The 24,478-nt window shown below is 46.0% G+C and carries 27 protein-coding genes and 1 pseudogene; 6 read left to right on the forward strand and 22 right to left on the reverse strand.

Annotation, left to right across the window (positions count from 1 at the left end; translation table 11 throughout):
• Positions 1 to 8: 8 nt before the first annotated feature.
• A complete protein-coding gene (locus tag VW41_19575) occupies positions 9 to 473 on the reverse strand; it encodes an XRE family transcriptional regulator (GenBank protein AJZ92027.1) in 465 nt (154 codons plus the stop codon).
• Positions 474 to 712: 239 nt separating this feature from the next.
• Here VW41_19575 and VW41_19580 point away from each other — a divergent pair, with 239 nt between their 5' ends.
• The gene (locus VW41_19580; protein ID AJZ91056.1) at positions 713 to 1,210 is read left to right on the forward strand and encodes a membrane protein; all 498 of its coding nucleotides are present in this window, start codon (positions 713 to 715) and stop codon (positions 1,208 to 1,210) included.
• A 14-nt stretch (positions 1,211 to 1,224) separates the two neighbouring features.
• Here VW41_19580 and VW41_19585 read toward each other — a convergent pair whose 3' ends face one another.
• The 3 genes and pseudogenes from VW41_19585 to VW41_19595 all read right to left on the reverse strand — a co-directional run bounded on the left by VW41_19585 (position 1,225) and on the right by VW41_19595 (position 4,164).
• Positions 1,225 to 2,148, reverse strand: coding sequence for a hypothetical protein (locus VW41_19585; protein AJZ91057.1), 924 nt, complete (start codon positions 2,146 to 2,148; stop codon positions 1,225 to 1,227).
• A gap of 1 nt (position 2,149) precedes the next feature.
• Positions 2,150 to 2,941: a hypothetical protein gene (locus tag VW41_19590; protein AJZ91058.1), complete on the reverse strand. Its 792-nt coding sequence runs from the start codon at positions 2,939 to 2,941 to the stop codon at positions 2,150 to 2,152.
• A 668-nt stretch (positions 2,942 to 3,609) separates the two neighbouring features.
• Positions 3,610 to 4,164: pseudogene (locus VW41_19595) on the reverse strand (resolvase).
• A gap of 222 nt (positions 4,165 to 4,386) precedes the next feature.
• Here VW41_19595 and VW41_19600 point away from each other — a divergent pair.
• Together VW41_19600 and VW41_19605 are read left to right on the forward strand one after the other, a co-directional pair.
• Complete coding sequence (locus VW41_19600; protein ID AJZ91059.1) at positions 4,387 to 5,115, forward strand: hypothetical protein; 729 nt, start codon at positions 4,387 to 4,389, stop codon at positions 5,113 to 5,115.
• Between the two features lie 1,285 nt (positions 5,116 to 6,400).
• Complete coding sequence (locus VW41_19605; GenBank protein ID AJZ91060.1) at positions 6,401 to 6,733, forward strand: NIPSNAP family containing protein; 333 nt, start codon at positions 6,401 to 6,403, stop codon at positions 6,731 to 6,733.
• Between the two features lie 115 nt (positions 6,734 to 6,848).
• Here VW41_19605 and VW41_19610 read toward each other — a convergent pair whose 3' ends face one another.
• From VW41_19610 to VW41_19675, 14 genes are all read right to left on the reverse strand, one after another.
• The gene (locus VW41_19610; protein AJZ91061.1) at positions 6,849 to 8,780 is read right to left on the reverse strand and encodes an integrase; all 1,932 of its coding nucleotides are present in this window, start codon (positions 8,778 to 8,780) and stop codon (positions 6,849 to 6,851) included.
• Positions 8,781 to 9,077: 297 nt separating this feature from the next.
• The gene (locus VW41_19615) at positions 9,078 to 9,401 is read right to left on the reverse strand and encodes a toxin (GenBank protein ID AJZ91062.1); all 324 of its coding nucleotides are present in this window, start codon (positions 9,399 to 9,401) and stop codon (positions 9,078 to 9,080) included.
• A gap of 20 nt (positions 9,402 to 9,421) precedes the next feature.
• Positions 9,422 to 9,739 (reverse strand): antitoxin, encoded by a 318-nt coding sequence (locus tag VW41_19620; protein AJZ91063.1) that lies wholly within the window; start codon positions 9,737 to 9,739, stop codon positions 9,422 to 9,424.
• Positions 9,740 to 9,757: 18 nt separating this feature from the next.
• Positions 9,758 to 9,979 (reverse strand): hypothetical protein, encoded by a 222-nt coding sequence (locus VW41_19625; GenBank protein AJZ91064.1) that lies wholly within the window; start codon positions 9,977 to 9,979, stop codon positions 9,758 to 9,760.
• Between the two features lie 8 nt (positions 9,980 to 9,987).
• Positions 9,988 to 10,464: a hypothetical protein gene (locus tag VW41_19630; GenBank protein AJZ91065.1), complete on the reverse strand. Its 477-nt coding sequence runs from the start codon at positions 10,462 to 10,464 to the stop codon at positions 9,988 to 9,990.
• 15 nt (positions 10,465 to 10,479) lie between these two features.
• A complete protein-coding gene (locus tag VW41_19635; protein AJZ91066.1) occupies positions 10,480 to 10,938 on the reverse strand; it encodes a hypothetical protein in 459 nt (152 codons plus the stop codon).
• A gap of 85 nt (positions 10,939 to 11,023) precedes the next feature.
• Positions 11,024 to 11,260, reverse strand: coding sequence for a hypothetical protein (locus VW41_19640; GenBank protein ID AJZ91067.1), 237 nt, complete (start codon positions 11,258 to 11,260; stop codon positions 11,024 to 11,026).
• A 77-nt stretch (positions 11,261 to 11,337) separates the two neighbouring features.
• Entirely contained in the window at positions 11,338 to 11,748 is a 411-nt protein-coding gene (locus tag VW41_19645) for a hypothetical protein (protein AJZ91068.1), read from the reverse strand.
• A 66-nt stretch (positions 11,749 to 11,814) separates the two neighbouring features.
• The gene (locus VW41_19650; protein ID AJZ92028.1) at positions 11,815 to 12,252 is read right to left on the reverse strand and encodes a hypothetical protein; all 438 of its coding nucleotides are present in this window, start codon (positions 12,250 to 12,252) and stop codon (positions 11,815 to 11,817) included.
• A 41-nt stretch (positions 12,253 to 12,293) separates the two neighbouring features.
• Positions 12,294 to 12,830: a membrane protein gene (locus VW41_19655; protein ID AJZ91069.1), complete on the reverse strand. Its 537-nt coding sequence runs from the start codon at positions 12,828 to 12,830 to the stop codon at positions 12,294 to 12,296.
• A gap of 25 nt (positions 12,831 to 12,855) precedes the next feature.
• Positions 12,856 to 13,566, reverse strand: coding sequence for a transcriptional regulator (locus VW41_19660; GenBank protein AJZ91070.1), 711 nt, complete (start codon positions 13,564 to 13,566; stop codon positions 12,856 to 12,858).
• 208 nt (positions 13,567 to 13,774) lie between these two features.
• On the reverse strand, positions 13,775 to 14,599 hold the full coding sequence (locus VW41_19665; GenBank protein ID AJZ91071.1) for a hypothetical protein: 825 nt from the start codon (positions 14,597 to 14,599) through the stop codon (positions 13,775 to 13,777).
• 94 nt (positions 14,600 to 14,693) lie between these two features.
• Positions 14,694 to 15,557: a hypothetical protein gene (locus tag VW41_19670; protein ID AJZ91072.1), complete on the reverse strand. Its 864-nt coding sequence runs from the start codon at positions 15,555 to 15,557 to the stop codon at positions 14,694 to 14,696.
• A 150-nt stretch (positions 15,558 to 15,707) separates the two neighbouring features.
• Positions 15,708 to 16,601: a LysR family transcriptional regulator gene (locus tag VW41_19675; protein AJZ91073.1), complete on the reverse strand. Its 894-nt coding sequence runs from the start codon at positions 16,599 to 16,601 to the stop codon at positions 15,708 to 15,710.
• Here VW41_19675 and VW41_19680 point away from each other — a divergent pair.
• Entirely contained in the window at positions 16,600 to 17,892 is a 1,293-nt protein-coding gene (locus VW41_19680) for a hydrolase (protein ID AJZ91074.1), read from the forward strand. The genes VW41_19675 and VW41_19680 overlap by 2 nt on opposite strands.
• A gap of 342 nt (positions 17,893 to 18,234) precedes the next feature.
• Here VW41_19680 and VW41_19685 read toward each other — a convergent pair whose 3' ends face one another.
• Together VW41_19685 and VW41_19690 are read right to left on the reverse strand one after the other, a co-directional pair.
• Complete coding sequence (locus VW41_19685; GenBank protein ID AJZ91075.1) at positions 18,235 to 19,887, reverse strand: AAA domain protein; 1,653 nt, start codon at positions 19,885 to 19,887, stop codon at positions 18,235 to 18,237.
• A complete protein-coding gene (locus tag VW41_19690; protein ID AJZ91076.1) occupies positions 19,887 to 20,972 on the reverse strand; it encodes a hypothetical protein in 1,086 nt (361 codons plus the stop codon). The genes VW41_19685 and VW41_19690 overlap by 1 nt, the downstream gene beginning before the upstream one ends.
• Positions 20,973 to 21,181: 209 nt before the next feature.
• On the opposite strand from VW41_19690, the gene VW41_19695 reads away from it, so the two are divergent.
• Positions 21,182 to 21,373, forward strand: coding sequence for a hypothetical protein (locus tag VW41_19695; protein ID AJZ91077.1), 192 nt, complete (start codon positions 21,182 to 21,184; stop codon positions 21,371 to 21,373).
• A gap of 91 nt (positions 21,374 to 21,464) precedes the next feature.
• Positions 21,465 to 22,067 carry a phage integrase family protein gene (locus VW41_19700; protein AJZ91078.1) on the forward strand — a complete coding sequence of 201 codons (603 nt, stop codon included), beginning with the start codon at positions 21,465 to 21,467 and terminating at the stop codon, positions 22,065 to 22,067.
• 172 nt (positions 22,068 to 22,239) lie between these two features.
• Here the strand turns inward: VW41_19700 and VW41_19705 are convergent, their stop codons facing one another.
• Both VW41_19705 and VW41_19710 read right to left on the reverse strand, forming a co-directional pair.
• The gene (locus VW41_19705) at positions 22,240 to 23,163 is read right to left on the reverse strand and encodes a cation transporter (protein AJZ91079.1); all 924 of its coding nucleotides are present in this window, start codon (positions 23,161 to 23,163) and stop codon (positions 22,240 to 22,242) included.
• Positions 23,164 to 23,362: 199 nt separating this feature from the next.
• Positions 23,363 to 23,935 carry a hypothetical protein gene (locus tag VW41_19710; protein AJZ92029.1) on the reverse strand — a complete coding sequence of 191 codons (573 nt, stop codon included), beginning with the start codon at positions 23,933 to 23,935 and terminating at the stop codon, positions 23,363 to 23,365.
• Between the last annotated feature and the right edge of the window lie 543 nt (positions 23,936 to 24,478).

The following is a 24,478-nucleotide window of genomic DNA, read 5'->3' on the forward strand; positions in this document are numbered from 1 at the left end:
CACTTACTTCACTTTCTCAGTTTGCCCCACCGCACTGCCGAAACAATGCCCCAGTTGCCACTGGCATTGGGCCTACGCCACTTTGCGGTCTCCATGCTACGTAGATACTCAAGTGCTTCGGAAAACGTGCCAAAACGCTTCTGAGCCGCTTTATCACCTACGCCAAACGAACCATCGCGACTACTCGCAAGTCCAGGATTAAAGCACGAGCCATCGGCCGCGTATGGAACCAACAGTTCCGGGTCGTCATCTTTAGATGAGTCAGACGCTAATAACTGCCATGGCTCAACACTCAGAGCGTTAGCCAGCACCTCAATCGCATCAAGAGACGCGTTGGAGCCACCACGTTCAATACGACTCATATAACTACGAGCAAACCCACACCGATCAGCAAAGGCTTCCTGGCTCATTCCGGTGGCAATGCGCAGTTCTTTTACCCGCTCGCCAAACTGTATTCTCAAGGTCTTTTTCATGCACTGAATGTGCAATTTTGACCACTGTAAGGCCACGCTCCATATGAGACATTTTGAATCTAAAAGCTCTATTTGTGAGCACAATCTCCCTCGCAAGAAGCCTGTATTACTACACCAAATAGATTCAAAATGAATACCAATAGTGACAAATAAAATCAAAACCGTATGATGGTCATCACTGGTTAAGTGTCTCCAGCACTCACTACAAGCTGTGATGTTGTTTGGCAAATGAGGGAATCATGACGGAATCAGGCTTTATATTACCGATGGCAGCGGGAGCCGTGCTTAGCTGGGCCAGTTACAGCATAGTTGCTCACGTTTCAATAAAACGGCAGATCAGCAGCATACGAGCAATATCATGGGGCATTTTGGGAACTCTCGCTTTGGTGCTGGGAGTGTGTGCGTTTTCTGCTGTGAGTGCAGAACACACAACAGAAAAGCAAGGTGCTTCTTGCTCAGATAATACACCGGAATGCTATGCAAAAGCGCACCACAACCCCGTCAGACAGTGCAAGCAGGTAATGGACAATAAAGCGACGTTTCGCCATGTGTGGCAGGAAAGTGAAGCTCAACCGGTTTTCGGAACTTACTTATGGCACGACGAGAAAAAGAAAACGATTCAAGCATTTGGACAACAGGCTAAGGCTATTAACAGTCTTGGGATGCAAACACCGCTTCAGTATTTTTGTGTTTTCAACGCCAATACCGGGGAAGTAATCGCAGCTTCATTTGAATAAATTAAGCAACCTGCTCATAATATTTCGAACCACTTTTCCGGAAAAACAATATCATTTAAGGGGTTGATAGTCTCTATTGATGCCGAAGGCCAAAGACATTTGGCCTCATCAACTTTCGGATAGGGATCTATCAAAATTACCTTTTTCAAATTTGAGCCACTTTCCCTCAATAGATTCAGCAAAGCATTATCATACGCATTAAAAGAAAAACCAAAAACAATTAAGACTTTGCTATTGGCTAAGGCATTCCTAGCAAATGTCCAAACATCTAGTAATTCAAGCGGAGGTTCTTTTTCAGGAGCAGGGGGAACAATTAAAGCTTTCCCTGTCCTGCCAGGTTTGCCGCTGGTGTATTTATTATATTTGTCCCACGATAAAGAGCCATGTAATTTAGCCAGCAGGATCTCACCAGTAACTCTCACATCTGCATTTTGCCAAGGAAATTGTGGATTTCTTCCTCTTCCCACTAAAATTTCATTTTTTATACCATAATTAAATCCAGAGCAACCTAGGATATACTCGACAATATTATCATAATTACAAGTAATGATATTTTTTAAACCAGCCCGCTCTAGCTCATTAAATAAATTACGTAAAAAAACTATCCTTTCATTTTGTTTCACAATTTTTTCATCGAACATAGCAGCAGAATATCCACCACGAATCCTAGTAATGAATGGTTCAGTTAACCTTCTATTAACATACCAAACAACTCTGCTCCTACGGTGAGAAGATTTATTAATACACCAATAAACAAAATTTTCGTATGTTGCTTCCGGATTTTTTTGTATCCAGACAGACCAATCCTCCTTAATTAGATAGAGCTTTTTCTCTTCTGAGGCAGTAAGGTAAGAGATATTAAAATCAAAAAGCTGACTTACCAGTGGCAAATCGAAAGCCCATTTAGAAAAACCGGCCCCCAAAAATATAGAAATCATGTTACAACAACCTCTTATTACTAATCATGTCCCATAAATCTTGACGTTCATATTCTGATAAAGATTCAATCAATTGAATAGCAACAGCATTCACATCATTACTCAAATTATTGTTGAAGATAATACTTTCCAACCTTAAACATATATTTGGAATGTATCTCATTATATTACATATATGCTCCGCCACATGCTCATAACAATCATCCAATGCAACCTTCACTGAAAATATCATTTTGATTAACTGGACATCATTAAGCAAAGACAATCTTTTTATTATATATTGGTAGCGAAAATCACTTTTTTCCTTCGGGAAATATAAACTTAATCTATAACCAGCATCAGCAACAATTCTGTCATCATAAAGAAGGGAAAGAAAAGTATCTAATAGTTCATCCCATGCAGTATGAGATGAGATGGTGCTTAAATTTTGAAATGAATCTTTCTCTTTCTTTTGATTCGATTGAGGCATGGTTAAGTAAGAAAATTTAATAAAATCTTTCTTAATCCTTGTTAATTCAGCGCTATCAATAAGGGTTTGCAAGCTGTCAGAGTCTAATAAGTGTTCTTGAACCGAAAGATTAATTACCCATGGCCCTTTATTGGTAAGCCTGTCCTTAGCTATATCGCTCAAATTAACCCAAACACCTTTTTCATCCTCAGGATCATAGACGACACCTATTATAGGTAAAGTGCATCTAGACCAATATTCAAAATGAGCTTTATCACTTTTGAAAGAGTAACGACCTGAACTCGTTTTAAAACTTTTCCCTGTTTTTATTTGAACTCCTATCATTGCTCCTGTAGCAATATTGCCCACTTGAGGCTCAATAAACGCATCTATACCAACATCAAAAATCCTAACTGGACGGTAAATTACTTCTTGTTTGCTACATAGATATTGTAAAAACGCTGAACCTAGCTCGCCAATGTGGGATTCAGAAGTTACTCTTGTCATAAAAACCACCTAGCAACATTTAGTTTTTAATAATTACCTCTACAAACCTCACATTCACTTTGGTCTCTTTTCTCATTAGTCGTTCTATATGAAGCTCCATAATGATAAAAGTTCTTGGCCTGACCACATTTTGGACATAGCTTAAGAAATTCTCCATTTAGAATCCCACATAGATTGGTTACCCTCAGTCCTCTACCTTCATTTTCATTTGAAGAGTCATAACCATTCACCTTTGTTGGCATCCCAGACAAATCAAAAAACCTATAATTACCAGTTATATAAAAATCTGTTAATTGAGTTATCGAAAAAGAATCATTTCCGTTCGAAATTAATATTTCGCTATCTAATCTCACAGGAAGAACAAGCGACATTTACACCCCCTATAATGATTACTACGCTCTTATCTCATTATGACGATCATGAGCTACTCAGAAAATCTACAACACCTTATAAATGACATCAATCTCATCCTTCTCATTCTGTGACACTCTGCTCTCGTTTAAAGACATGATAGACGCTATAGTCGCTCTAGAAACGCCATATTCTCGTGCTAACGCACTGACACTGGTTCCGCTATACTTTTTCTCTACAATCGCGTCACGGGCTTCAGGCGCTATTTTCGACGGTCTTCCCAGCTTCTTGCCTTCGGCTTTTGCTCGTGACAGCCCCGCCTGAGTGCGTTCAATTAGCAAGTCACGCTCCATCTCCGCAACTGCTGCCAGCATCGACAACAGAAGCTTACCGGCAGCAGAGGTGAGATCAGTTGTGCCAAGCTGGTGGACAATGACTTTGATATTACGCTCAGCCAGCGCCTTTATCGTTTGCAGGACGTCAATCGCATCACGCCCCAGACGATCGAGTTTCGCTACCACCAACGTTTCACCATCACGGATTTTATTGAGCATTTCAGAAAACGCTTTACGTTGCATTGCCGGAACCTTCCCGCTAACAACATCAGCGAACCAGTAATCAATTTGCCACCCAGCCTGCCCAAGTTCCAGCCGTTGGTTCTCAGTATCCTGTTGCGATGTCGAAACACGCCCGTAGCCAAAAATCGCCATAGTCATCTCCTCATCCGGCCCCTGCCAGAAAACGAGGCCAACATTAGGATGGCCTGCCAGAAAAGCCAAGGCTAATTTTCCAACAGTATGAAAGCACGCGATTGGAAGGTGTCGGAAAACGGTCGTTTGTTGGCATACTAATTAGTTAACAAATAGACCTAGGACAATCTAGTCATCAGATAGAGGTATAATGCACCAACACATTACGGATAAGAGAAAATCATGAACGATCTGCCAGATAACCATCGCCGCTGGGTTGCCAACTATTGCAGTGGGAAAATTGAAGAATTGCAATACCACTTAGCCGCTATCATAACGGCTTGCGATACATCGATTAACTTATTTACTAGTAACCAACAGGTTCCCGAGTCAAATAGTCAGGCTGTTATTTATGGATTTTCATCGTTCACGAATGTCATTCAGACCCTTAAAGATTCTATAAAAACAGTTACAGGCAAGCAGTTACCTTGGTCGAAGATACAGCAACTAAGCCATGGGTCTTTTTTTCAGGATGCGCGAAATGCAGCAACGCATGATGGTAATCCTGTCATAAACGCTTGGGTTGACGGAAGATACTACGTTGCCAACAAAATTGTTCGACTAGGTGATAGAGGACAAGTTATAGAAATCCCTGCACCAAATAATGATGTTCGCACCCTTTGCCTAGAGTTTGCTGATGATTTTTGCCACCTTCTACGCCAAAAACTGCTTGAAACAAAAGAGAGCAGTTCTCTGGAAGGCACCCCCTTCAAAATGGCTGACCTAGAAGAAGCTTTCACAAACTCCAATTTAATCCCAGATTTTGCTATTCAATTGTTTAAAAAAGAAAAAGAAAGAATAGCCGAAAACCTTAAGGATTCTAAACATGACCCTGTGGCACAAGCTATTGCTCGCCTTGATACCCTGCTCAAATATATCAATGAGCAACGAAAAACTGCACAGAGAATTTAGACCGACCATTTTCAAAAAGTTAAAAAACAGCAGCTTTTACCAACTTTACGGTGAGATTTAATGCGTTCAGAATATGAACACACTTATATGATATATAACACTTTTATTGAAAAACAACGTATGCTATGTTGGCTCTGACACCTACCTCATGCGGTAAACCGATCCGGGCAGGTGGAGCATCACCGCTTTTTTGCGGAAAACGTCAGGATGGGAACTCTGCGTAACGTTGATTGTGGTAGGTAGGGCGCGTAAGCGTTTGATGCAGCCAAGCAGAGGGTGAAAGTAGATATCGGCGGATTCTTGAGTAGCTACTTTTGCGCATAATGCATCTTTCGAGAAAGGTCGTCACACCACGAGGAAGACTTGTTCTTCATCTGGCAGGGGAACCGAGCAAACCTACAGGCTATCTTCTCAGATGGCCTTAGGGTTGATATGTCCGGCTTCCCCCCCGAGGAAGGGTTAACATCTTAAAAAACAATTTATGTTTTAACATTTTTAACAATTACACTTCTCTGCTGTTTGGTGTCTTAATGCGTTCCCGTCAAATGTAAACCTGCCGTTTTTGCCTCACCTGCGTAACAACCAAACACGAACCAGAAGCTGCTAACCTTCAACGTGTTCGCGGTCTAAATGCAGCCGGATAAGTTGGGTGCGGGAAAATGGAAGCCCTAGGTTTGCAAGCCCTTCTCTCTGGTATTGCATTCAAAAACTTCGGCGGTGGCAGGCTTATCCTTATAGAGGCAAACAGTCTCCAAAGTTAAGCAACGCGGTCAAGCTAAAGCTCACCCAGATTTCTCATTGATTGCTCGATCTCCGCTACCCATTTTTCAGGACAAGGGTAAACTCGGCTTTCAGTGCTGATCCGGTTCGGTGATACGCGACGGGTCAGCCCATGCAATGATTTAACATGAGCGATCCAGCATGTTTTGACTGCTTTCCCCGTTCGGGATTTAACATCATCAGCAATTTGTCGGTAGGTCGCCATTAACATCCATACTCCTCTAGTTGAAATTTTTCAGCACGATGCCGCATATTCAGCAGGTGGCAGTATGCAAAAGTTTAAACCAGCTCAAGCAGTCAAGCTGAGAGAGCGCCACAACTTTTGAACCGTGAAATTCACACCCCATTATAAAAACTTGCCAGAGAGCCTTGCATCGAGTTTGAACCGCATATCGCGGCTTCTGCTTACGGATGATTGTCTGATTAGTGGTAGCTTCATAACCCAGTCTGGTTTACTTTATTGCTATCAACTAGGAGCCGTCCAAGGGCGACACGGAGATAACGCTTGAGAACCGTCGAGATACTGCAATACACCTTACGCAAAGGCAGCGGCGCCACTTTTCATGCCATTATGCAGGAAATCAGCGTTCCCCTACACCAGCGCCACGGGATCGATGTTGTTTCGTTTGGCAACTCGTTGCATGACCCGGATTGCTACTACCTGATCCGCGCCTTTGACAGCACAGAAAAAATGGCTGCGGTTCTTGATGCCTTTTATGCGTGTGATGACTGGCGCAGCGGCCCACGTGAAGACATCATTGGCAGCATAGAGACCAGCATGAAAACAGTGATGAATCTACCATCAGAAAGCGTGGAAGGGCTGCGAGTGCAATCATAGGTCATCATGCTTCACCAGACACGTTTTGAGCGCCTCCAAATTCAGCACTAGCCAATCTACAGCCTTTGATAAAGAATGCGCCAGGAAGCGTCCCAGCGGATGGAAGTGACACATATCACGGCTTCTGCTTACGTAAAGCATCCTTCAAAGCTTTAAGCCCCGCGTTGACATCAAATGGCTTAATATCAGGAAGGTCATAGGCTAACTTAGAGATAGCGTCGAATTGTTCTTCGACTGCCCGGTCTTTGCGGTAAGTTGTCATTGCAGTTGTGCTACCGCGAGCATGGCCGACCAACTGCGCGATCATACGCTCGCTTAATTCCAACCTGTCGAGGTTGTTAACATAATTATGACGAAGTGAGTGGAAAACCCTCTTGCCGTCGCGCGGCATTTCAAGTTTTTTTCCGAGGTAGTTTTCGTTAAACCACTTCGATGCATAACCACGATAACCTTTAATTTCGTGGTGTTTCAATTCAGGGAAAAGTCGCTCTCGCCCATCAACTTTCAAAGCTTCAACATATTTCAGAAAACCAAGTTTGATAAGTTCGGGATGAATCGGCATTTGCCTCTGAGCATTCGGTGTTTTCAACGATTTATCAGTTTCTGTTTCATCGTCCCTTACTTTATCCGGGGTATCAAGATTGAAATCTAAATATGCAACCCCGCTTTCACTCACACGAATATCAGAGAGGTAAAGCTGACATAGCTCATTAATTCGCCCACCAGTATATAATGCCAATAATGGCAACCAATAATGATAGGGACGAAAGTTGATGTAACGCCCAAATTGATTGGGTTCACCTGCACCAATTTTGAACCAGCTTGCAGAAAAAATAAGCTTTAACTCTTCCTCTGTGAATTGATAACGCTTATCTTGATCTTTGTTTTTTCTTTTACGTTTCGCTAATACGTTCTCAGTTGGATTGGCGATCAACCATGTCTCCCTACGCGCCCATTCCAGCATAGCTCCCAGTGCAGTAATATGGCGCTCTATAGCATCTTTAGTCATAGTTACTTCGCCAGCAGCAAGTGCTTTTTCTATGAGCTGGTTTAAATCTTCGGCTGCATATCGACGCCGCATCAAATACAAATTACCGGGCATCTTCTGCATTTTAGCAACGTAGACTTTTACGACATCACGATCTAACTCGCCAAGCGTTAAGTTGCCCATAACGTCAATAAAATGAGCGATTCGTGAGCGAATTTTATCCTCACTGGCAAGTTTAAGGTCTCCAGTGTTTTTGTGTTCAATAAACTTTTCAAGAACTTCTGAAACCGTTTTCGAAGCGAATAGCGGATTGCAATACGGATTGGTGATGACAACAGGTGGTGGTGGCACAACAGCCGGAACAGGAGGTAATTCAGGCTCAGATTTCGCAAACGCTTTATCCCACATGCTACGCAGCTTTTCAGCCTGCACATTGTTGATAAATAAAGAACTTGAATCTACCGTAACCCCGGGCAAGTCCAGTAGCCAAAGAGCAAGGGGATTACCGTTGGTAGCCCTGAATGCAGTTATTTCCGTTGATAGCCCTTTCTCCAATTTATTGAGGGCATGTAGCGGCATGTAAATCTGCATATAGCCGTTAACCATAGCCTCACTGCCGTAATGAGCAACGTCGTTTAAAACAAAGCCATGCGTATCAGGGTCACGATCAATGGCAGTAAAATCATCAATCAGAAAGCCCCGCTGGCTATCTACAAAAGCATACAGCGGAATATTGTCTGCCAAAAGATGCGGAACAACCGTTTGAAGCCCTACATCAAATGATTCGCAAAACAGAGCCAAGCTGATTTTGCCAGCCCCCGCCAACAACGGGGCGTTTCCCCGAATTTTCTCTTTATCCACTTGCTTGAACTCTTCCAGAGACGCATACCACTTCTCCAACAAACGCGTGGCGATTGCCTTAGCATTTGCGAGGTGGGTTGTGCGGGTAGATGCATGTATTTCACGCTGCCCTATCAGGGCACGATACCGAACCGGAACGGTTATCCGCAGAACATAGACCCCGCTAGGACGTCGATAGAGATTACCACGTTGCGCCATCGGCTGTATGAACTCCTTGTAGGAGGATCACGAGTGCCGTTACGTATAATTTAGAAAAATACTGAGGAATGAATACGTTAGGGAGTTTTTGGAGCGGGCGAAGGGGTTAGAACAACCCCGCCAATAACTTGAAAAATATAGAATTTTCAAGTTATATCTTAACTTATACCCCCAAAGATACCCCCAAAGCACAGAGGCTTTGAATTCAAGTAATTACCTTTGTCGATAAATCAGCAGGAAGCGAGATGATAGCAAATGGCAGGCATACTCGAAAGCAGCGACACCAGTAGCATCAGACTAATTACGATTTAATAAACCCAGATCGCGGCGGGCCCTCATGATATCAATATTCGTGAGATATGGCGTTTGTTCTTGCCAGCTAAACCCTCTGCGATCGATACGAACCAGTTCGTACTTTTCCACTAGAAAGTTAATGGCATTAGCGAGAGTGATACCGGCATCGAAATGTTCCTTTATAACGGTTTCATCACTGAACGGCGTATCGTTCAGGGTCAGACCATAGTGTTTTTCCAGTAGCCGTGTAAGAAGCAATTGCCAGACTGCAACGGGTGGCAGGCAGGGCTTCGCCGCCCGCGAAATTGTAGCCGGTAGAATTTTCATATTTGTTCTCGTGAAATTTGTTAGCGCTGAGTGGAATAAACAGCGACGTATACATAGCCACAACTGCCAAGGGTATCGGCTTCGCAGGTAAAACCGTTGTGGTACAGGGTGACGCAGTGGGCGTGGCGAGGATTCATTTCACCCGTGCTCAGCATGGATTCCATCCGGCTGATAAAATGCGGAAATGCCACATCCAGCTTAAGACATTCGGCATCACTGAACTTACCTGTGATACAGGCCCGGTCAGCCAGGTAGTGCAGCTGGTTGCCCTCCTGCACCAGACGTGTTCCCAGGCGCGGCGTGATATCGCGCTGCAGGCCCCAAATGATGTTGCTCATTACAGTTCTCCACAATTGTCAGTTCAGGGTGATGCTCATCAGGCAGGCATAAGGCCCGTTGCGGTCCTGGCGGCGTTCGGCGTACACAGCCAGGACTCCTGTGATATCCGGAACATCCCTGCCGGTGTAATGACAGACGCTACCGTGCCACTGATATTTTCCGGTGCAGTAGCGAAAGATTCGGGACTCAGGATGCTGGCGGTATATCGTCATTGCCCGGCGTTTACTGATAATTTTCATGTAATACCTCACAACAGACCGTGTTCTGCGAACGAATAGATTTGCCTGCCACCAACAATCAGATGGTCAGGAATACGGATATCCACCAGTTGAAGTACCTGAGTCAGTCGCTGCGTGAGGGCTTTGTCAGCCTGGCTGGGTGTCGTCTCGCCGGAAGGATGGTTATGCACCAGTATCACCGCCGCCGCATTGAAGTGCAGTGCACGTTTGACCACTTCCCGGGGATGGACCTCGGTGCGGTTAATCGTGCCACTAAAGAGCGTCTCATGGGCGATAAGCTGGTTCTGATTATCCAGATACAGCACCCGGAACTCTTCCCGCTCAAGTGCGGCCATATGCAGTCGCAACCACTCCCGAACGGCGTGAGTAGAGGTGAAGGCTACCCCTGGCTCATGCAGGTGCCGCTCCAGAGCCCTGAGCGCCCGCTGAATGAGACGCCGGTCCTGTGGCGTCATCTCGCCGGGTAAAAAGGAGAGCTGTTTCATCCTTTGTTCCTCCGTTCAGTCGATGATACGCAGAATGGCGTGAGCTTCAGGATGCTGCAGGGCATAGTCCCGCAAGCGATAATAGTGTGCGGTCATTGCGTCACACTCTGTGCGACAGGCGTGATGGCTGTATTCAATCATGCAGACCGCGATACCTGCGGCTTCCACGCTCATTTCCGCGCCATTGCCGTTCATGCTATTAAACAGATGCCATTTATCGCCACCGTCAGCATCAGGGGCCATAAACGCGCCGCCATTACTGAGCGTGTAAAAGGACCAGATACCACCGCTGTACTCATCACAAAAGCGCTCCATCCAGGCGAAAATACGCGGTTCCAGCGTTATCCACTGCGGGATAGTGCCAAAGTACAGCGGCCAGAAATCGAGACGCTGTTCGTCAGGTACTGGTGTTGCTGTAAGGGCAAATTGAGGTTCATTAGCGGGTACCAATTCGCATTGAGTTTGTGTCGTCATGGATTTTCTCCGTCAATAAAAACGCCAGCGACGATGGCTGGCGTATGGGAAATAAAGGACAGACAGGGATGATGAATGGGTGTGGTCAGGAGGAGGATGCTCTGAGCATGCCTGAGTTGCGGATATAACGGTTAAGCCCTTCACCGGCATCCGGTTCAAAGCACCACGCCCGCCAGATCATTCGACCTTCAGAGTCACGAACCACCAGGCGGAAGTGTGTGCCCTGGTCGTCTTCAATGCTGATGTTGCGATACCTGCGGGTAACCGCTTCGGCCTGCTGTCGGGTAAAAGGTCCCGGTGGCAGCATGTGAGATTCAGACATTCGATGTACCTTAAAAGCAAAAGCCCCTGACGCAGACGCGTCAGGGGCTTTGGGAATATGCGGGTGTGGGGAGATTGTCAGTAACCGGTTTGTACCTTATACAGCCGCAGGGTTTTGCTGCCCCGAACAATCTTCACATACAGGGCATTATCTTCCGCGCTGCGTACAAAACCGGCCTTCACATCGCCCTTACAGTCACCACCATCGTAAGGAACATTGATGCCGGTCTGGCGCACCAGGTCGATAATCCCGAAGCTTAAATCTTCACAGGCTGGGCCCGGCAGGTCCTGAATCAGGGCAAATTTATGGTCGTCGCTGACACCGGTCAGTGAGCACATGGACGTATTGATGTCGTTTCCCTGGCACCAGTACTCCTGGCCGGGATTGTCTTTATCCATCAGACTTGCCGGAAGCTGAGCGGCACCGGCACTGAAGGCGGCAAGTGACAGAATGAGGGCAGGTACAGCAGAGGTCATTATTTTCAGCATGGTCTTCTTCCTGAATTAATCCAGCCCGCTGTCGGGCAAAATGAGAGAGGTTGATATCGGGTGTTATCAGAAGCGCCGGTAGCGAAACAGCTCTTTGCCCTGGTAAAGTGCCACCAGGTCGTCATATTCCGGCTTCTTCTGGTTGGGTTTAAAGGTCACTACCGTGCCCGGACGGCACAGGTCTTTTACGGTGAGTCCGTATTTCTTGTCCGGAGTAATGGTGAATCCTTTCGACACATCGTTGCGCATGATAGTTATCCAGCCCCACAGGCCGCCTTCGCAGTCTTTAAAGGGTGCGGAACGCACCGTGACCATCCCGCCCAGGCGGTCAACAGACATGGCTTCGCATTTTCCGGTAACCTGACGATGCGCATCGCACCAGAAAATGTTCCCGTTGTTGTCATTAACTACAGCAGGGAGGGTCCGGTTATAAGGCTGAGCCTGAGCGCCCACACAGAGCAGAAGGCTGCCGGTAATACCCAGTACTTTAATCAGTGTTTTCATTACGTTGGTCCTAAACAGAGAAAGAATCAGGTAGCGGTCATTCAGGCCCAGACAGTCAGGGCCAGCATCAAAAGCCATACCCAGAAGTAAGCCGGTTTCTGACCGAGAGTTTTCGCCCGCCGCCACAGATAGAACGGCACCAGCCAGGCCAGTTTGCCGAACGTGGTGGTGTCCACTCCGGCCTTACGCAGGCGTCGTTCATCGAGATACCCCAGAGCAATATTGAGCAGCAGCGTGATAAACCAGTACTGCCCACCCGAGACGGCATCATATGCCTCGTCAAATGACATCCCGCTCAATCCTGCAGTCCACAACTCCAGCGCGTAGCCAATGAAGGGAGCAAATGCCAGCGTCCACACAACGCCACCCGGAATGCGGTTCCCCGGCAGCGCTGGTGGTGTGGTGCTCCGGAGCAGCGTCGAAGCCAGCGGAGTAGCGGAGACCGGCTGCCACTCTGCCATTCCCTGTCGCCACACCAGAGTGGATGCAGTCAGTTCACCGCGCATAATCAGGCTGGTGATGTCGTCTTCGGTCACATTGTCGTGGCGTATGCCATTTTTCTCGTAATGCCAGGTCATTGTTTTTCCTTCTTAACAGAGGTAATTAAATCAGTGTGTTGCCCGGCTCCTCCTCTGAGGGCCCAGGAGACAGGACTTCACGGATACAGCTGAAGTGCGGAAGGGCCCGGATAAAGCCCGCCTGTGTGGTTAACTGGCTGAGACGTTTTAGCGGGGTGAAAGTTGTATTGAGGACTGTCACCGCATGGATGGTCGCCAGTGGATGCACGGTGATATGCCCGTTAAGTTCACCGGTGAGGTACCAGCAGCCGTCGAGTGATATCAGGCGGTACGGGGCCAGTCCGTCACAGCGCTCTCCCTCAGCCAGCAGCAGTACCCGTTGGCAGGCGGTAATAGCACTGACGAGACGGTAGAACACCAGTGAGGTGGCCGGTGATATAGTCTGTGGCGGTTGCCACACCAGACAGGGCATCCCTCCTGCTGTGAGCAGCATGCCCGCCAGACGCCGGTCCAGCCCCGGAAAGATATCGGCCAGTCCGGACCGGTGAGCAAAGGTCAGCGCATCCAGCTCACCCTGTACGCCCCCACTGGTGCTGCGCAGGCGGCATTGCCCTCGTCGATACTCCAGGTCCAGATACATCAGCCGTTCGCGAAAATCCCGTCGCAGGGTACGGACTGACACACTAAACTCTGCAGCCAGCCGGGCCATGTTCAGCGTCTCACCGGCAACCAGGCGGCTGATTATCAGTGACAGCCTGACAGCCAGTCGGTCGTGACGGCGCTCTGCCTGTGTTATCTCAAATCTCCGTAATAATTAACTGACTGAATATGAAATGATTCTAAAGAGGGGGGCGGACAGGGTATGGACATGGAATGAACTATTTTTTATCTGCCACCGGAGGCAAGCCCAACGCGGCGCACCGTGAAATACGGTGATAAAACACTCAATCCAATGGAGGTAAAACGGACAGGGAGTGTCCTTTCCCAACATGCTGATAACAAGCTCAGGACTGAAACCCACTCAGCATCGCTTCCGCCATCACCCAGAGAGCCCGGTTGAGCTTCACATCGCCGTCGATACCACGCACGGCGCGGGTATGTGTTCGCCCACCTTTTGCACTCCGGCCACTGAGCCCGCCCTTAATCAGGTTCTCCTGAATACGCTGGTATGTGGTCCACAGGTCATTGCTCTCATCCTGCCAGCGGCGTGGGGAGAGTATCTGAGGTGCTGTCACCGGCTGGTGGTCCTCACCAAAACGGTACGTCAGTGCAGCCTGTGCCAGAGCCTGTTGTGCAGGTGGCGGCAGCATCAGCGACTGCATGGCATCCCGCTTCTCTTCCACACGGTCAAAAATACCCAGCACTTCATACGCCCCCTCAATCACCTGACTCACGACATCTCCTTTGTGCGGTACCCGCACCTCGCCGAACGATTCACCGCAGACAAGCCCGTTCTGGCATACCGCACGGAATAATCCCGGTAACATCTGATACGAGCTGGTGCCGTCATGAGAATTGAGCAGAATGATTTCTGGGACTTGCTTGCCAGTAATTTGTCCCTCCCGGCGCAGACGTAACATATGCTTTGTATGCTCGCGACGCCCTGGGTCACGCACCCGGGTCTGGCAGGCAAAGAAAGGCTGAAAGCCTTCACACTGCAGATTTTCAAGAACGGTAATGGTTGGTATCCAGGTATACCGTGCGCTACGAGACGCATGCTTCTCCTCGCTGAAGACACTGGGCACTACACGAAACAGCTCTTCCTGGGTTAACGGACGGTCACGACGAATAAGGTTTGCTGCGCCAAAGCGCGAAGCCAGACGGGTCATAAGCAGACTCCTCATGATGGAAAATTAAATACAAAAAGCCCCGCCGCAAAATCGCGGCAGGGCTCAGGAAACTACGGGTTAGAAGGGTTAATGTTCAGAAGAAGAAATTCCAGACTGCACGGGCGACTGATACCACGATGTCGCGCACAGACTGGATGACTGACCGAACCTGGGCCGGTATCAGGGGCATGGAACTTACTGTATCCAGTACCGAGCCGACCGTTTCACCAAAATCGTCACGGGCTTTTTTATTAACGGCATCGGTACGAAGTGGCGCACTGAGTTGTACTGCCACCTGACTACTGGCCTCCCGTGGCAAGCAACGAATCATCCGCTCAGCCATCATCCGCAGCCCCCACTGCAAACGTATCGACACCGCACAGACAGGGTTTACAGGTTGGAACAACTCATGCAGCAGACAGATTTTGAGGCTGATATTTCGTTTCTGCTCTGTAGACAGCTTTTCACCACCGCAGGTGGGTTCAACCTTGTCAGACTGGCTGATAACAAACAACACCTTATGCCGGTATGCTTCACCAATCACCTGCCGGTAAAAATGTTCATCTACGGCCAGCGCCCGATCATCACCCTTAATCAACCACAGAACCAGATCCAGCTGGGGGAGCTGTTTACGGTACAGCGTGGCATACTCTGTATCCCGGCGCTCAGACTCCCCGACGCCGGGTAAATCCACCAGCGTCATAAAGCGCTTCCCCACTTGCAGGCGAAAGCGTAAGGGTTCGCGTGTGCAGGCGGTCACATCGCTGACCGGTGAAATCTCACCGGTAAACAGGGCATTACATAAGCTGCTCTTGCCCGAGCCAGTTTTACCCATGATGCCAATCACCGGCTCATAGTCAGTAAGCTGATTTATCTGCTGCAGAATACGCTCTGATGCCCAGTGCGGCAGGTTAGAAAGCGAATGCTGCAGTGACTGTAAACCTTCAAATTGATTCATTACTGCTCCTCTGAAATGAAAACAAAAAAGGCAAGACCGTGAGGTTCTGCCTTTAATGAGGTATGTTCAGGGGAATGATATATATCTGAATATTTTTAGAATGCTGATAGGCCGTTCTGTGCCAGAAGCGGATGTTACTTCTTGCATATTTCAATTTTCTTCTCCCCACAGCGGTGTATCTCCTAACGCTTTAGCAATAAAATCAACAAAGCTGCGAACCTTGAAAGGAATACGGATCGCGCTGGGATAAACAGCCTGAATAGTAAGTTCAGTCGTCCGGTATGCTGGCAGCAGCTTTATCAGCTTGCCCTGCTTAATATGCTCGCCAAAAACAAAGTTGGGCCCGTAAGCAATGCCTGTTCCGGCCAGTACGGATTCAAGAAGCAACTGAATGTTATTGGCAGTCATACGGCATGGGCCTTCAATACTGTGCGGCCTGCCTTGTGCATCATAAATCGTCCAGTCTCCCGCTGAAACCGCCTGGCTGAACGCCAGTCGAGGCGCACGGGAAAGATCATCCGGCGTCTCTGGTGTGCCATGTTTTTTCAAATACTCCGGTGAAGCGCACAAAACCATCCTGCAAGGTGCCAGCCGCCGCGTAACCAGTGTCGGATCCTCAAAACGCCCAACTCGGATGGCAACATCGATTCGATTTTCGAGCAGATCGGCGTATTTATCCTCCAGTACAACGTCCAGACTGACCTCCGGAAATTGCTCCAGGTAGCGTGATACGATCCTACCAAGATGCATTGCACCGAAGGCGACCGGTGCTGCAACGCGAAGCAACCCCTTCGGTGTTTTCTGAACATCACTGGCTTCCCGGTTCGCATCCTCAAGAACCTCAAGAATAACTTTGCAACGTTCATAATACCGCTCACCGGCATCCGTCAGGCTAAGACGGCGTGTTGAACGCTGAAGAAGTCGTACATTTAGATCAGATTCTATAGCGCTGACATGCTTTCCTGCCATTGCAGCCGAAAGCTTAAAACGTCTCGCGGCGGCGGCGAAACTGCCTTCATCCACTGCCGCGATAAAAATCTGCATGCTGGTGAACCTGTCCATAACTTACCACCATTCGATAATCAGAGTATCGGCTGTCGACACAATTACGCTGATTATCATCACTCATGACAGCAATTACCATTACCTTAATGACATGAAGAGGCATGAGACGATGAAAATTAAGGTGAATGGAACGGGTATCCACATTGAGCAACAGGGCAGCGGTGAAATTGCACTGGTATTTTTGCATTATTATGGCGGTTCATCCCGTACATGGGAGAGCGTGATAAGTCAGTTACCTGACCACTACCGCACAGTTGCAATCGACCACCGGGGCTGGGGGGGCTCAGACGCACCTAAATCAGGATACCGAATTGGTGACCTTGCTCGGGATGCCGAAGGGGTTATTTCAGCGCTTGAGCTTAAACGCTACATTCTTATTGGCCATTCGATGGGGGGAAAAGTTGCCCAACTGATGGCGTCGCGTCGGCCTGCAGGTCTTGAAGGCCTGATGCTTATCGCTCCCTCTCCACCTTCACCTATGCGTCTCACGCCTGAGCAGCGCGATACGTTATCCAGCGCATATAACAGCCGCGAATCTGTCGGCTTTGTGATTGATAATGTCCTGACAGCGGGGGCACTAAGTTCTGCTCTGCGTGAACAGGTAATCGAGGACAGTTTGAGGGCCTCATCCGAGGCCAAAGAAGGCTGGCCTAATACGGCTATCGGCGAAGACATTACCCAGGAAGTGGCCTCAATTAATGTCCCTGTGACGGTCATTTCAGGGGAGTTGGATCGTGTAGACCTTCCGGCTACTCTGCAAAGAGAATTGCTGCCCCTTATTTCACATGCATCAATGTATATTATTCCAGACGTCGGACATCTCTTGCCTCTGGAGGCCCCTACAGAGGTCGCCAGCCACCTGTTAAAATTTACAGCCGCCATTGAAGGGGGGACAGCAGTCTACCATTCGCCTGTCGAAACGATAGCCGCGTTTGATGATGCTTTCAATGCAGGCAGGGTTGATGACCTGCTGGCTCTGTTCAGTAACCGTGCCACTATGAAAATGACTGATGGTGTGGTCATCGAAAGCGATCCTGAAAAGCTTCGGGACACTTTTTTGTCACTGACATCATCCCAGCCAGTTATCAGAAACCATATCCGCTCGATCCTCTCCGCCGGTGAAATTGCTCTGCTTATTATTGACTGGACTTTGACCATAACCACCAAGGATAGAACACTGCACGAAGAGTCCGGTACAGCAACGCAGGTGTTGTTGCGAAGCGTTGACGGAGGTTGGCGGCTGCTGATTTCAAATCCATCAGGAACGTAGTGAGTTCAGTAAGAATAGCTTGCGCTAGCAATATCGCGTGGCTGCAGAGAGGTAAGTGACATCCGCCACCACCCGCATGCCGTTTTAAGGCATGCGGTAATAACGATGAGCGCAAGATTGCTGTTATGTCTTGCTGCTTTCGGAGCGCCTGCTTTTCGCTCACAGCGGACCTTCAAACCAGCCATCTCGTCCTCTCTGTGCCGAAAGCTGAAGTAGCTAATAGCACTTATTGTTGATCAATGAAGAGCTGGTCAATTGAATAGGCTAATTTAATTGATAGCTAGCGTAACTATGAGGAGACACACTCATAGTGATGAGCGTGTTCCCATATAAATGATCAGATTATGATAACGCAGCTCGTTCATAAAGAGGCATAATCTCTTGATAAACCTGATTGTAAAGCTCTGATTTTAGCAGACTGTATTTTTCAGTCATAATAAGTGTTTTAAACTGATTCGTTTCTCTTTCAAATGAAACTGAGCCGATAATTAGCTGGCTATTAGTTGATAAACCATTAATACATAAATCGAATAACTTTTTTGTTGTGCGCGGATCTGGATCTTGTTGTTTAGGCGAGTCAATTACTACTGGAAGCATAGGACTTGTCGATTTATCTTCTATTGTTTTTAGAAGAGCATAGTGATAAGCCAATATTGACCTTGGAGCACGGCTGCCTGTTTCGCTCTTAGAAATCGGACCATATTGAAGAATAGTTCCAACTTTAGGATCTTTGATACCTAACTCAGTTTGCGCAAACTTCAGTGACTCTTTAAACTTATCATTGATTTCTTTTGCTCGCTTTTTATCTTCGAACTTTGCTATTTCTTTTGAAAGCTGAGTTCTAGCAACATCCAATTCGCCTATTTTTAGCAGTAATTCGTTAATTTGCTCATCGAAAGTTACCTCAACCTGCTTACTTGCTTGAGACTTAATAACGTCTTGAAGAGTCAGTTGCTCTTTGACTTCCAGAAGCATGTTTTTGAGTTCTGAGCTTAAGCTTATAGCCTGTTTCAAATCTTCTTTAATTTTAGAGAGTTGATCATCATATACAGATTTTTCCTCATACAACTTTGGTATGATTTGCAATAGCTTTTCTTTATTCTCAAGTACTACATATCTCGCTTCTAAGCCTGCCGATGGTAGCAAAGAATCTATATCATTTTCATCGAGCTGTCTTTTTGATTCCTCTATTTCTGTTACTAATTCATCTCGTAGAGATAATATTTTTATGAGCTTAATTCTGTATTCTGTTTCTTCTTGATGTAAGTCTTGGCACTTACGAAGGAAACGTTCCAGCAGCTCTTCATAATATTTTACATCCACATCGAAAAGTACTCTTCCAAATGACTCTTCGAATCGCTTTTTAGCTCTCTTTAGAGCTTTTAACGTCGTTCGGATTTCAACAAGATCGATATCAATTAAATTAATCTTTCCTTGTAAAGTATAGTACTCCTTTGGTTTTACACCAGTATGAAAATTCAAGATATTTTTTTGCCAGTCCTCATACATAGCCAAACTGCTAAATGAATCTAAAACCTTCCCCCAACCGTTATCTTGATCAATATAGTAAGGGAGATAAAGACTTGCTGGTTGTGCTTGTCCCTGAACCAAATTAGTTTTAGTCACAAGCTCCAAATTGAAATCAAAGACATCACGCACAGCTAATGCAATCTCTGCACGAGAGCTAGAGGTCACTAAGTGATGCTCTTGTCCTGCTGTTATATCGAAAATGGAAATACGTTTTTCGTGGCGAAGAAACGCATAGTCACGATTATTAACACAAATAACAACTTTTGAAACAAAGTTATCTTCTTTCCACTTTTTATCCAGTCGAACATCAGCACCTAATGTATGATATAAGCTCTTAATAAAGCTAGACTTACCTGTGTCGTTCTCACCTGTAATGATATTAATATCAGGTGAGAACTTGAAGGAGAATCCTTTCTTATCGCGAAGGGATAATATATGAGCACTTTTAAAGTATATGCTTTTCATTATTCACCTCCCTCTAAGAGCTTCTGGATTATTGAGTAAATAACTATGCATTCTTTCTTCCCTGACTTTAAAGTCAATGCATAATCTGGACAAAGTGCATCAATTTTGTACATGGTTTCAGTTAGATATAATTTCAAATCCGAGTGAGCACTCGCCTCATCGTAAAGGCTAATTGCATATTCTAGATATACAGTCGAAGGATTTTTTTTGTTTTGGTTAAGGTCGATGCAAACTTGTGAGAACATGGCTTGCAGGATAATGAGCTGAAGCGATGTTTTGCCAAGATCATTGAATAGGGGACTAGCTTTGTCCCAATCAGGCTTTAAACTATTACTTGCATTCAAGGAATCAAGCACACCATTCAATGCTTCTGATGAGAAACCCTTTCGTGAGATAAGTTCAGGAAAATTAATAATATCTGCGGATTTTACCTTGGATTTTTCTCGACACGCCTGTTCAAGCAAAGAAGCTAATGCATTAACACTCAGGCTAATGCTATCGCCAAACTTCTTGCTAAGGAAATCGCATAGTTTACCTTTTAGATGTGTAATGTGGTCATCTAGGCTTAATGAGGATTGAACGAAACGCATAACAGAAAGATCGATACTGGAGTCATCAAGCTTTACTTGATCTTTGATTGCTTTCTTAAAGCTCGTCTGATACTCCACTTTGACTTCATTTGCACCAAAACAAGACTTACCACCGTTTTCCTCACATAGATTGAAAGAAGCATTAGTAACAAAAAGGAGCTTGGGTGAATATTCGGCGAAATTCTTTTGATGAATAAATAACTTACCGATGATAGATATGGGGTTCTTCTTGGTGCTATTACTAAGAGTGGATGCAGTCCAGTGTTTCTCTCTTGTTTTTACTTGAGCAAATGTGAGTTGTGTTGGAGAAACTTCGTCATCAAGAATAAGAACATCATCATGATATTCGAAGATAAACACATAGTTCTTTTCATCTAGTTCATATTCCAGCATTTGAGATAAAGCCCAGCAAGTTTGATAGTCAAACCCACGTTGAGCAATCTCACCGCCTCTTTCAGACTGCGGAATACTAACTAATGTTTCAGCTAACCCCATATACTCCCTTATGTTTAGTTCAATGGACTCGCGTAACAACATCATTAATCCGATTGAATACAAATAGTAGCATTAGCACGAACTATTGGGTAACACATTCTGAAAGTTAAAAATATGTGAGTTGCAACATCGAAACAGGGAAGCTAAGTAAGCGACTTTGTCTCTAGCGAAGTCATAGCTCTATTCGTTCAGAGGAGGACCAAGAGTCTTTGAAGTACGTGCTGGCGGCGCTCGCCAAGCGTTTTGGAGGCGATGAACATGGTGAAGACTATGAGAAGGTGCGATCGGTTGCCTTCACACGTTTCTACGGCGAGGACGACGAAGATGGTCTTGTTAGTCTGCAGCGTTTCGCAGTTGGGTTAGTCCAGAGCTTGATGGCTGAGATTGTGACCTGCTCCTAGATGATTAATACGCCACTATGCTGGTAATGTCAGCAGATCGCTCATAAGGGACAACCATACTCAAATCTCCCACATTGCAGGAGATTTGAGTATGAACACGTCACCGTGGAACAAAGACCGTATCATAGGCCAAAAAAGGCCACTTCAGATATCTCATATCTGGGGTATCCGAATCCGACTTGAACTGGAAGGTAAAACGCGCGATTTAGCTCTGTTCAATATGGCACTGGACAGTAAGCTTCGAGGCTGTGATCTGGTCAAACTCAAAGTATCTGATGTTGCATATGGTAGCTCTGTTTCGAGCAGAGCAACGGTATTGCAACAGAAAACCGGTAGCCCTGTGCAATTTGAGATAACCAAAGGGACAAGAGAAGCTGTTGCTGCATTGATAAAGCTTGGCAATTTGCACAGTAAAGACTTCTTGTTTCGGTCTCGGATCGGAACTAACCAGCATATTTCAACCCGGCAATACAACCGAATCTTTCATGGGTGGGTAGCAAAGCTTGGTCTCGAAGAGACGCTTTACAGCACACATTCCATGAGAAGAACAAAACCTTACCTGATCTACAAGAAAACCAAGAATCTCCGGGTGATCCAACTTCTGTTGGGTCATAAGAAACTGGAAAGCACAGTCCGTTATCTGGGCATTGAAGTCGATGATGCGTTAGAGATTTCTGAATCGATTGAAGTCTAAGGTTATCAGGGCTGCAACAGCAGCCCTGTGCCAGAAGCGGACTTTTTAAAAATATTGCGTGCCCAACAATTGGGCGCAGGTCACATCAAGTACCCTCAGAATTATAGAGAATACCTGAAATTTTTGTAGAGCGAGGTTTGTTACCCTGCCCGACCAGCGACATGTGGTTAGTTTAGTGATCAGAAATGTCGAGCGTTTGGTCGTTCATTGACGCGGGATCTTCCAACGGTTCCACATGAGTGGTGATATGGATAAAAGGCAGTGCGGTGCGGATATCATTCTCTATACGCTCGGCCCAGTCGTGCCCATATTGAACAGTCCATCGCCCAGGAACTAGGATGTGCATTGTCATAAACGCCCGCCCGCCAGCCTGGCGTGTACGTAGTGCATGGAAATCAAGCCCCTGTTCACGATATCCTGCCAGCAGTGACTCGATTTTTTTGAGTTCTTCCGTGGGTAGCGATACGTCCATCAGACCTGCAGCTGAACGACTCATAAGCTGATAACCAGTCCAAACGATGTTGGCTGCGACCAGCAATGCAACGATCGGATCGACCCAAAACCAGCCGGTCAGATAAACCAGTCCGACACCAAAAATGACACCGACCGACGTCCAGACATCGGTCAGCAGGTGATGAGCATCTGCCTCAAGAGTGATAGAGTTGTGCTGCCTGCCAGCCCTTAACAAAATGCGAGCCGTCACAAAATTAAGGATTGATGCGACTGTTGAAACCAGTAATCCGAGACCAATCTCCTCAAGCGGCTGTGGAGTTAACATCCGCTCAACTGCGGTATAGGCGATACTGGCTGCCGCCAATAGGATCAGAAATCCTTCGAAAGCACTCGAGAAATATTCGGCTTTGCCGTGCCCATATGCATGGTTCTCATCGGCCGGAAGCGCAGCCAAGGTCAGCATCCAGAGCGCCATTAGGGCTCCTGCGAGGTTAACTACGGATTCGATGGCATCAGATAGCAGACCGACCGAACCGGTCATTTTCCACGCCACACCTTTGAGTCCGATAGTGGCAATAGCCGTGGCAATGGAAAGCCAAGCGTAGTGCGTCAGCGGACGAGGTAACCCTTTTGTTTTAGTCATTATTAACTTCCTAAAATAGGACGACTAACTCACATTTCTATCCATGATAGATAATTAAACAATCATTTCGCCATGAATATTTTTTCGTTTTTATTAAATTTAATTAAAAAGTCTCTGCAAGTGCTGTTTCATCTTCTAGTAAACTAAATTTTATTTTTAGGGTTTTCTTCAACTTGAAGTAATATTATCTCACAACAGATTAGTCACTTAGGTTAACTGAGCGGCTTTTATATTTTTCAATTAAAATATGCAAAACTCCCATTGCACCATGTGCATAAAAATAGACCTCAATGAAAGTAGTAAAGAACTTATGCCAGTGGATTACTGTTTCAGCCAGATTTGACTGCATGGTATTCAACAAGAACCATAGGCCACCTGAAAGTGCTACAATTAGCAATGCTAGAACTCCAAATCCTTGGATTGTACTGGCAATACCTCCCGAATGTGCATCGGGCAGTCGGAAACTAGTCAACGTTTTTATATCTTGCTTAATACCACTAAAGTCAAGCCCTACCCATGAAAAATAATAAGTAAAACCTCTTTGAGTAAGCATCCAACTTAACATAATAAAACCACAAATAATCAGTCCTAACCCTGAAATAATGTGCATCCAGGTTATAACTCCTTCAAGACTATGTTCACCAATTGCTTCGGTCTCTGTCAGATTAGAGTTAATAATTTGTGATAATATTAGAAATGCCACAATGATGTGAAGAATACGAAAAAAAGGAGCGTAATCATGGGGTAATAGATTCCAGAGTCGCAATTTCATTAATGAGTCCTTAGTAAATTTATCGATGATCTTAATCATACAAAAGAATTATTAGGATAACCTTAATTCTTAAAATTGCAGCAGGCATTAGTTCACCTCTGATATGGCCACTTGCGAAATGGGAATGGTAACTGTTATTACTATGTGTTTACTTGCTGTTCTTGTTACGCAGCCCCTTAAACACATTACTTTCAAATATGATTTCCTGCTGGGTTTAAATATGTGTCTTTCTATAGTGCGGCAACCTATTTTTACACCAACTCATGAATTAAATAAGAATCATAAATTAAATGAGAGGTTTAATTCTCTTGCTTAACGCGATGATATTAAATGGAAATTTTAATTTTTGTAATTTATTAAACAGTTAGAATGAGACATGGTAAATACGATCTTCCTTTAGATAATTCTGATAGCACTTTTTCTACTGGGCAGTCTGCAATGTCCGCTTCTCGCTCACAACGGACCTTCAGCTCAGTTAGTTCTAACCGCTTCGTGCTGTGAGTTCAACGGGTCTATGCAACCTGAATACGGGGCACTTGATGG

This window comes from Klebsiella michiganensis, from assembly GCA_000963575.1.
Lineage (GTDB): Bacteria > Pseudomonadota > Gammaproteobacteria > Enterobacterales > Enterobacteriaceae > Cedecea > Cedecea michiganensis_A.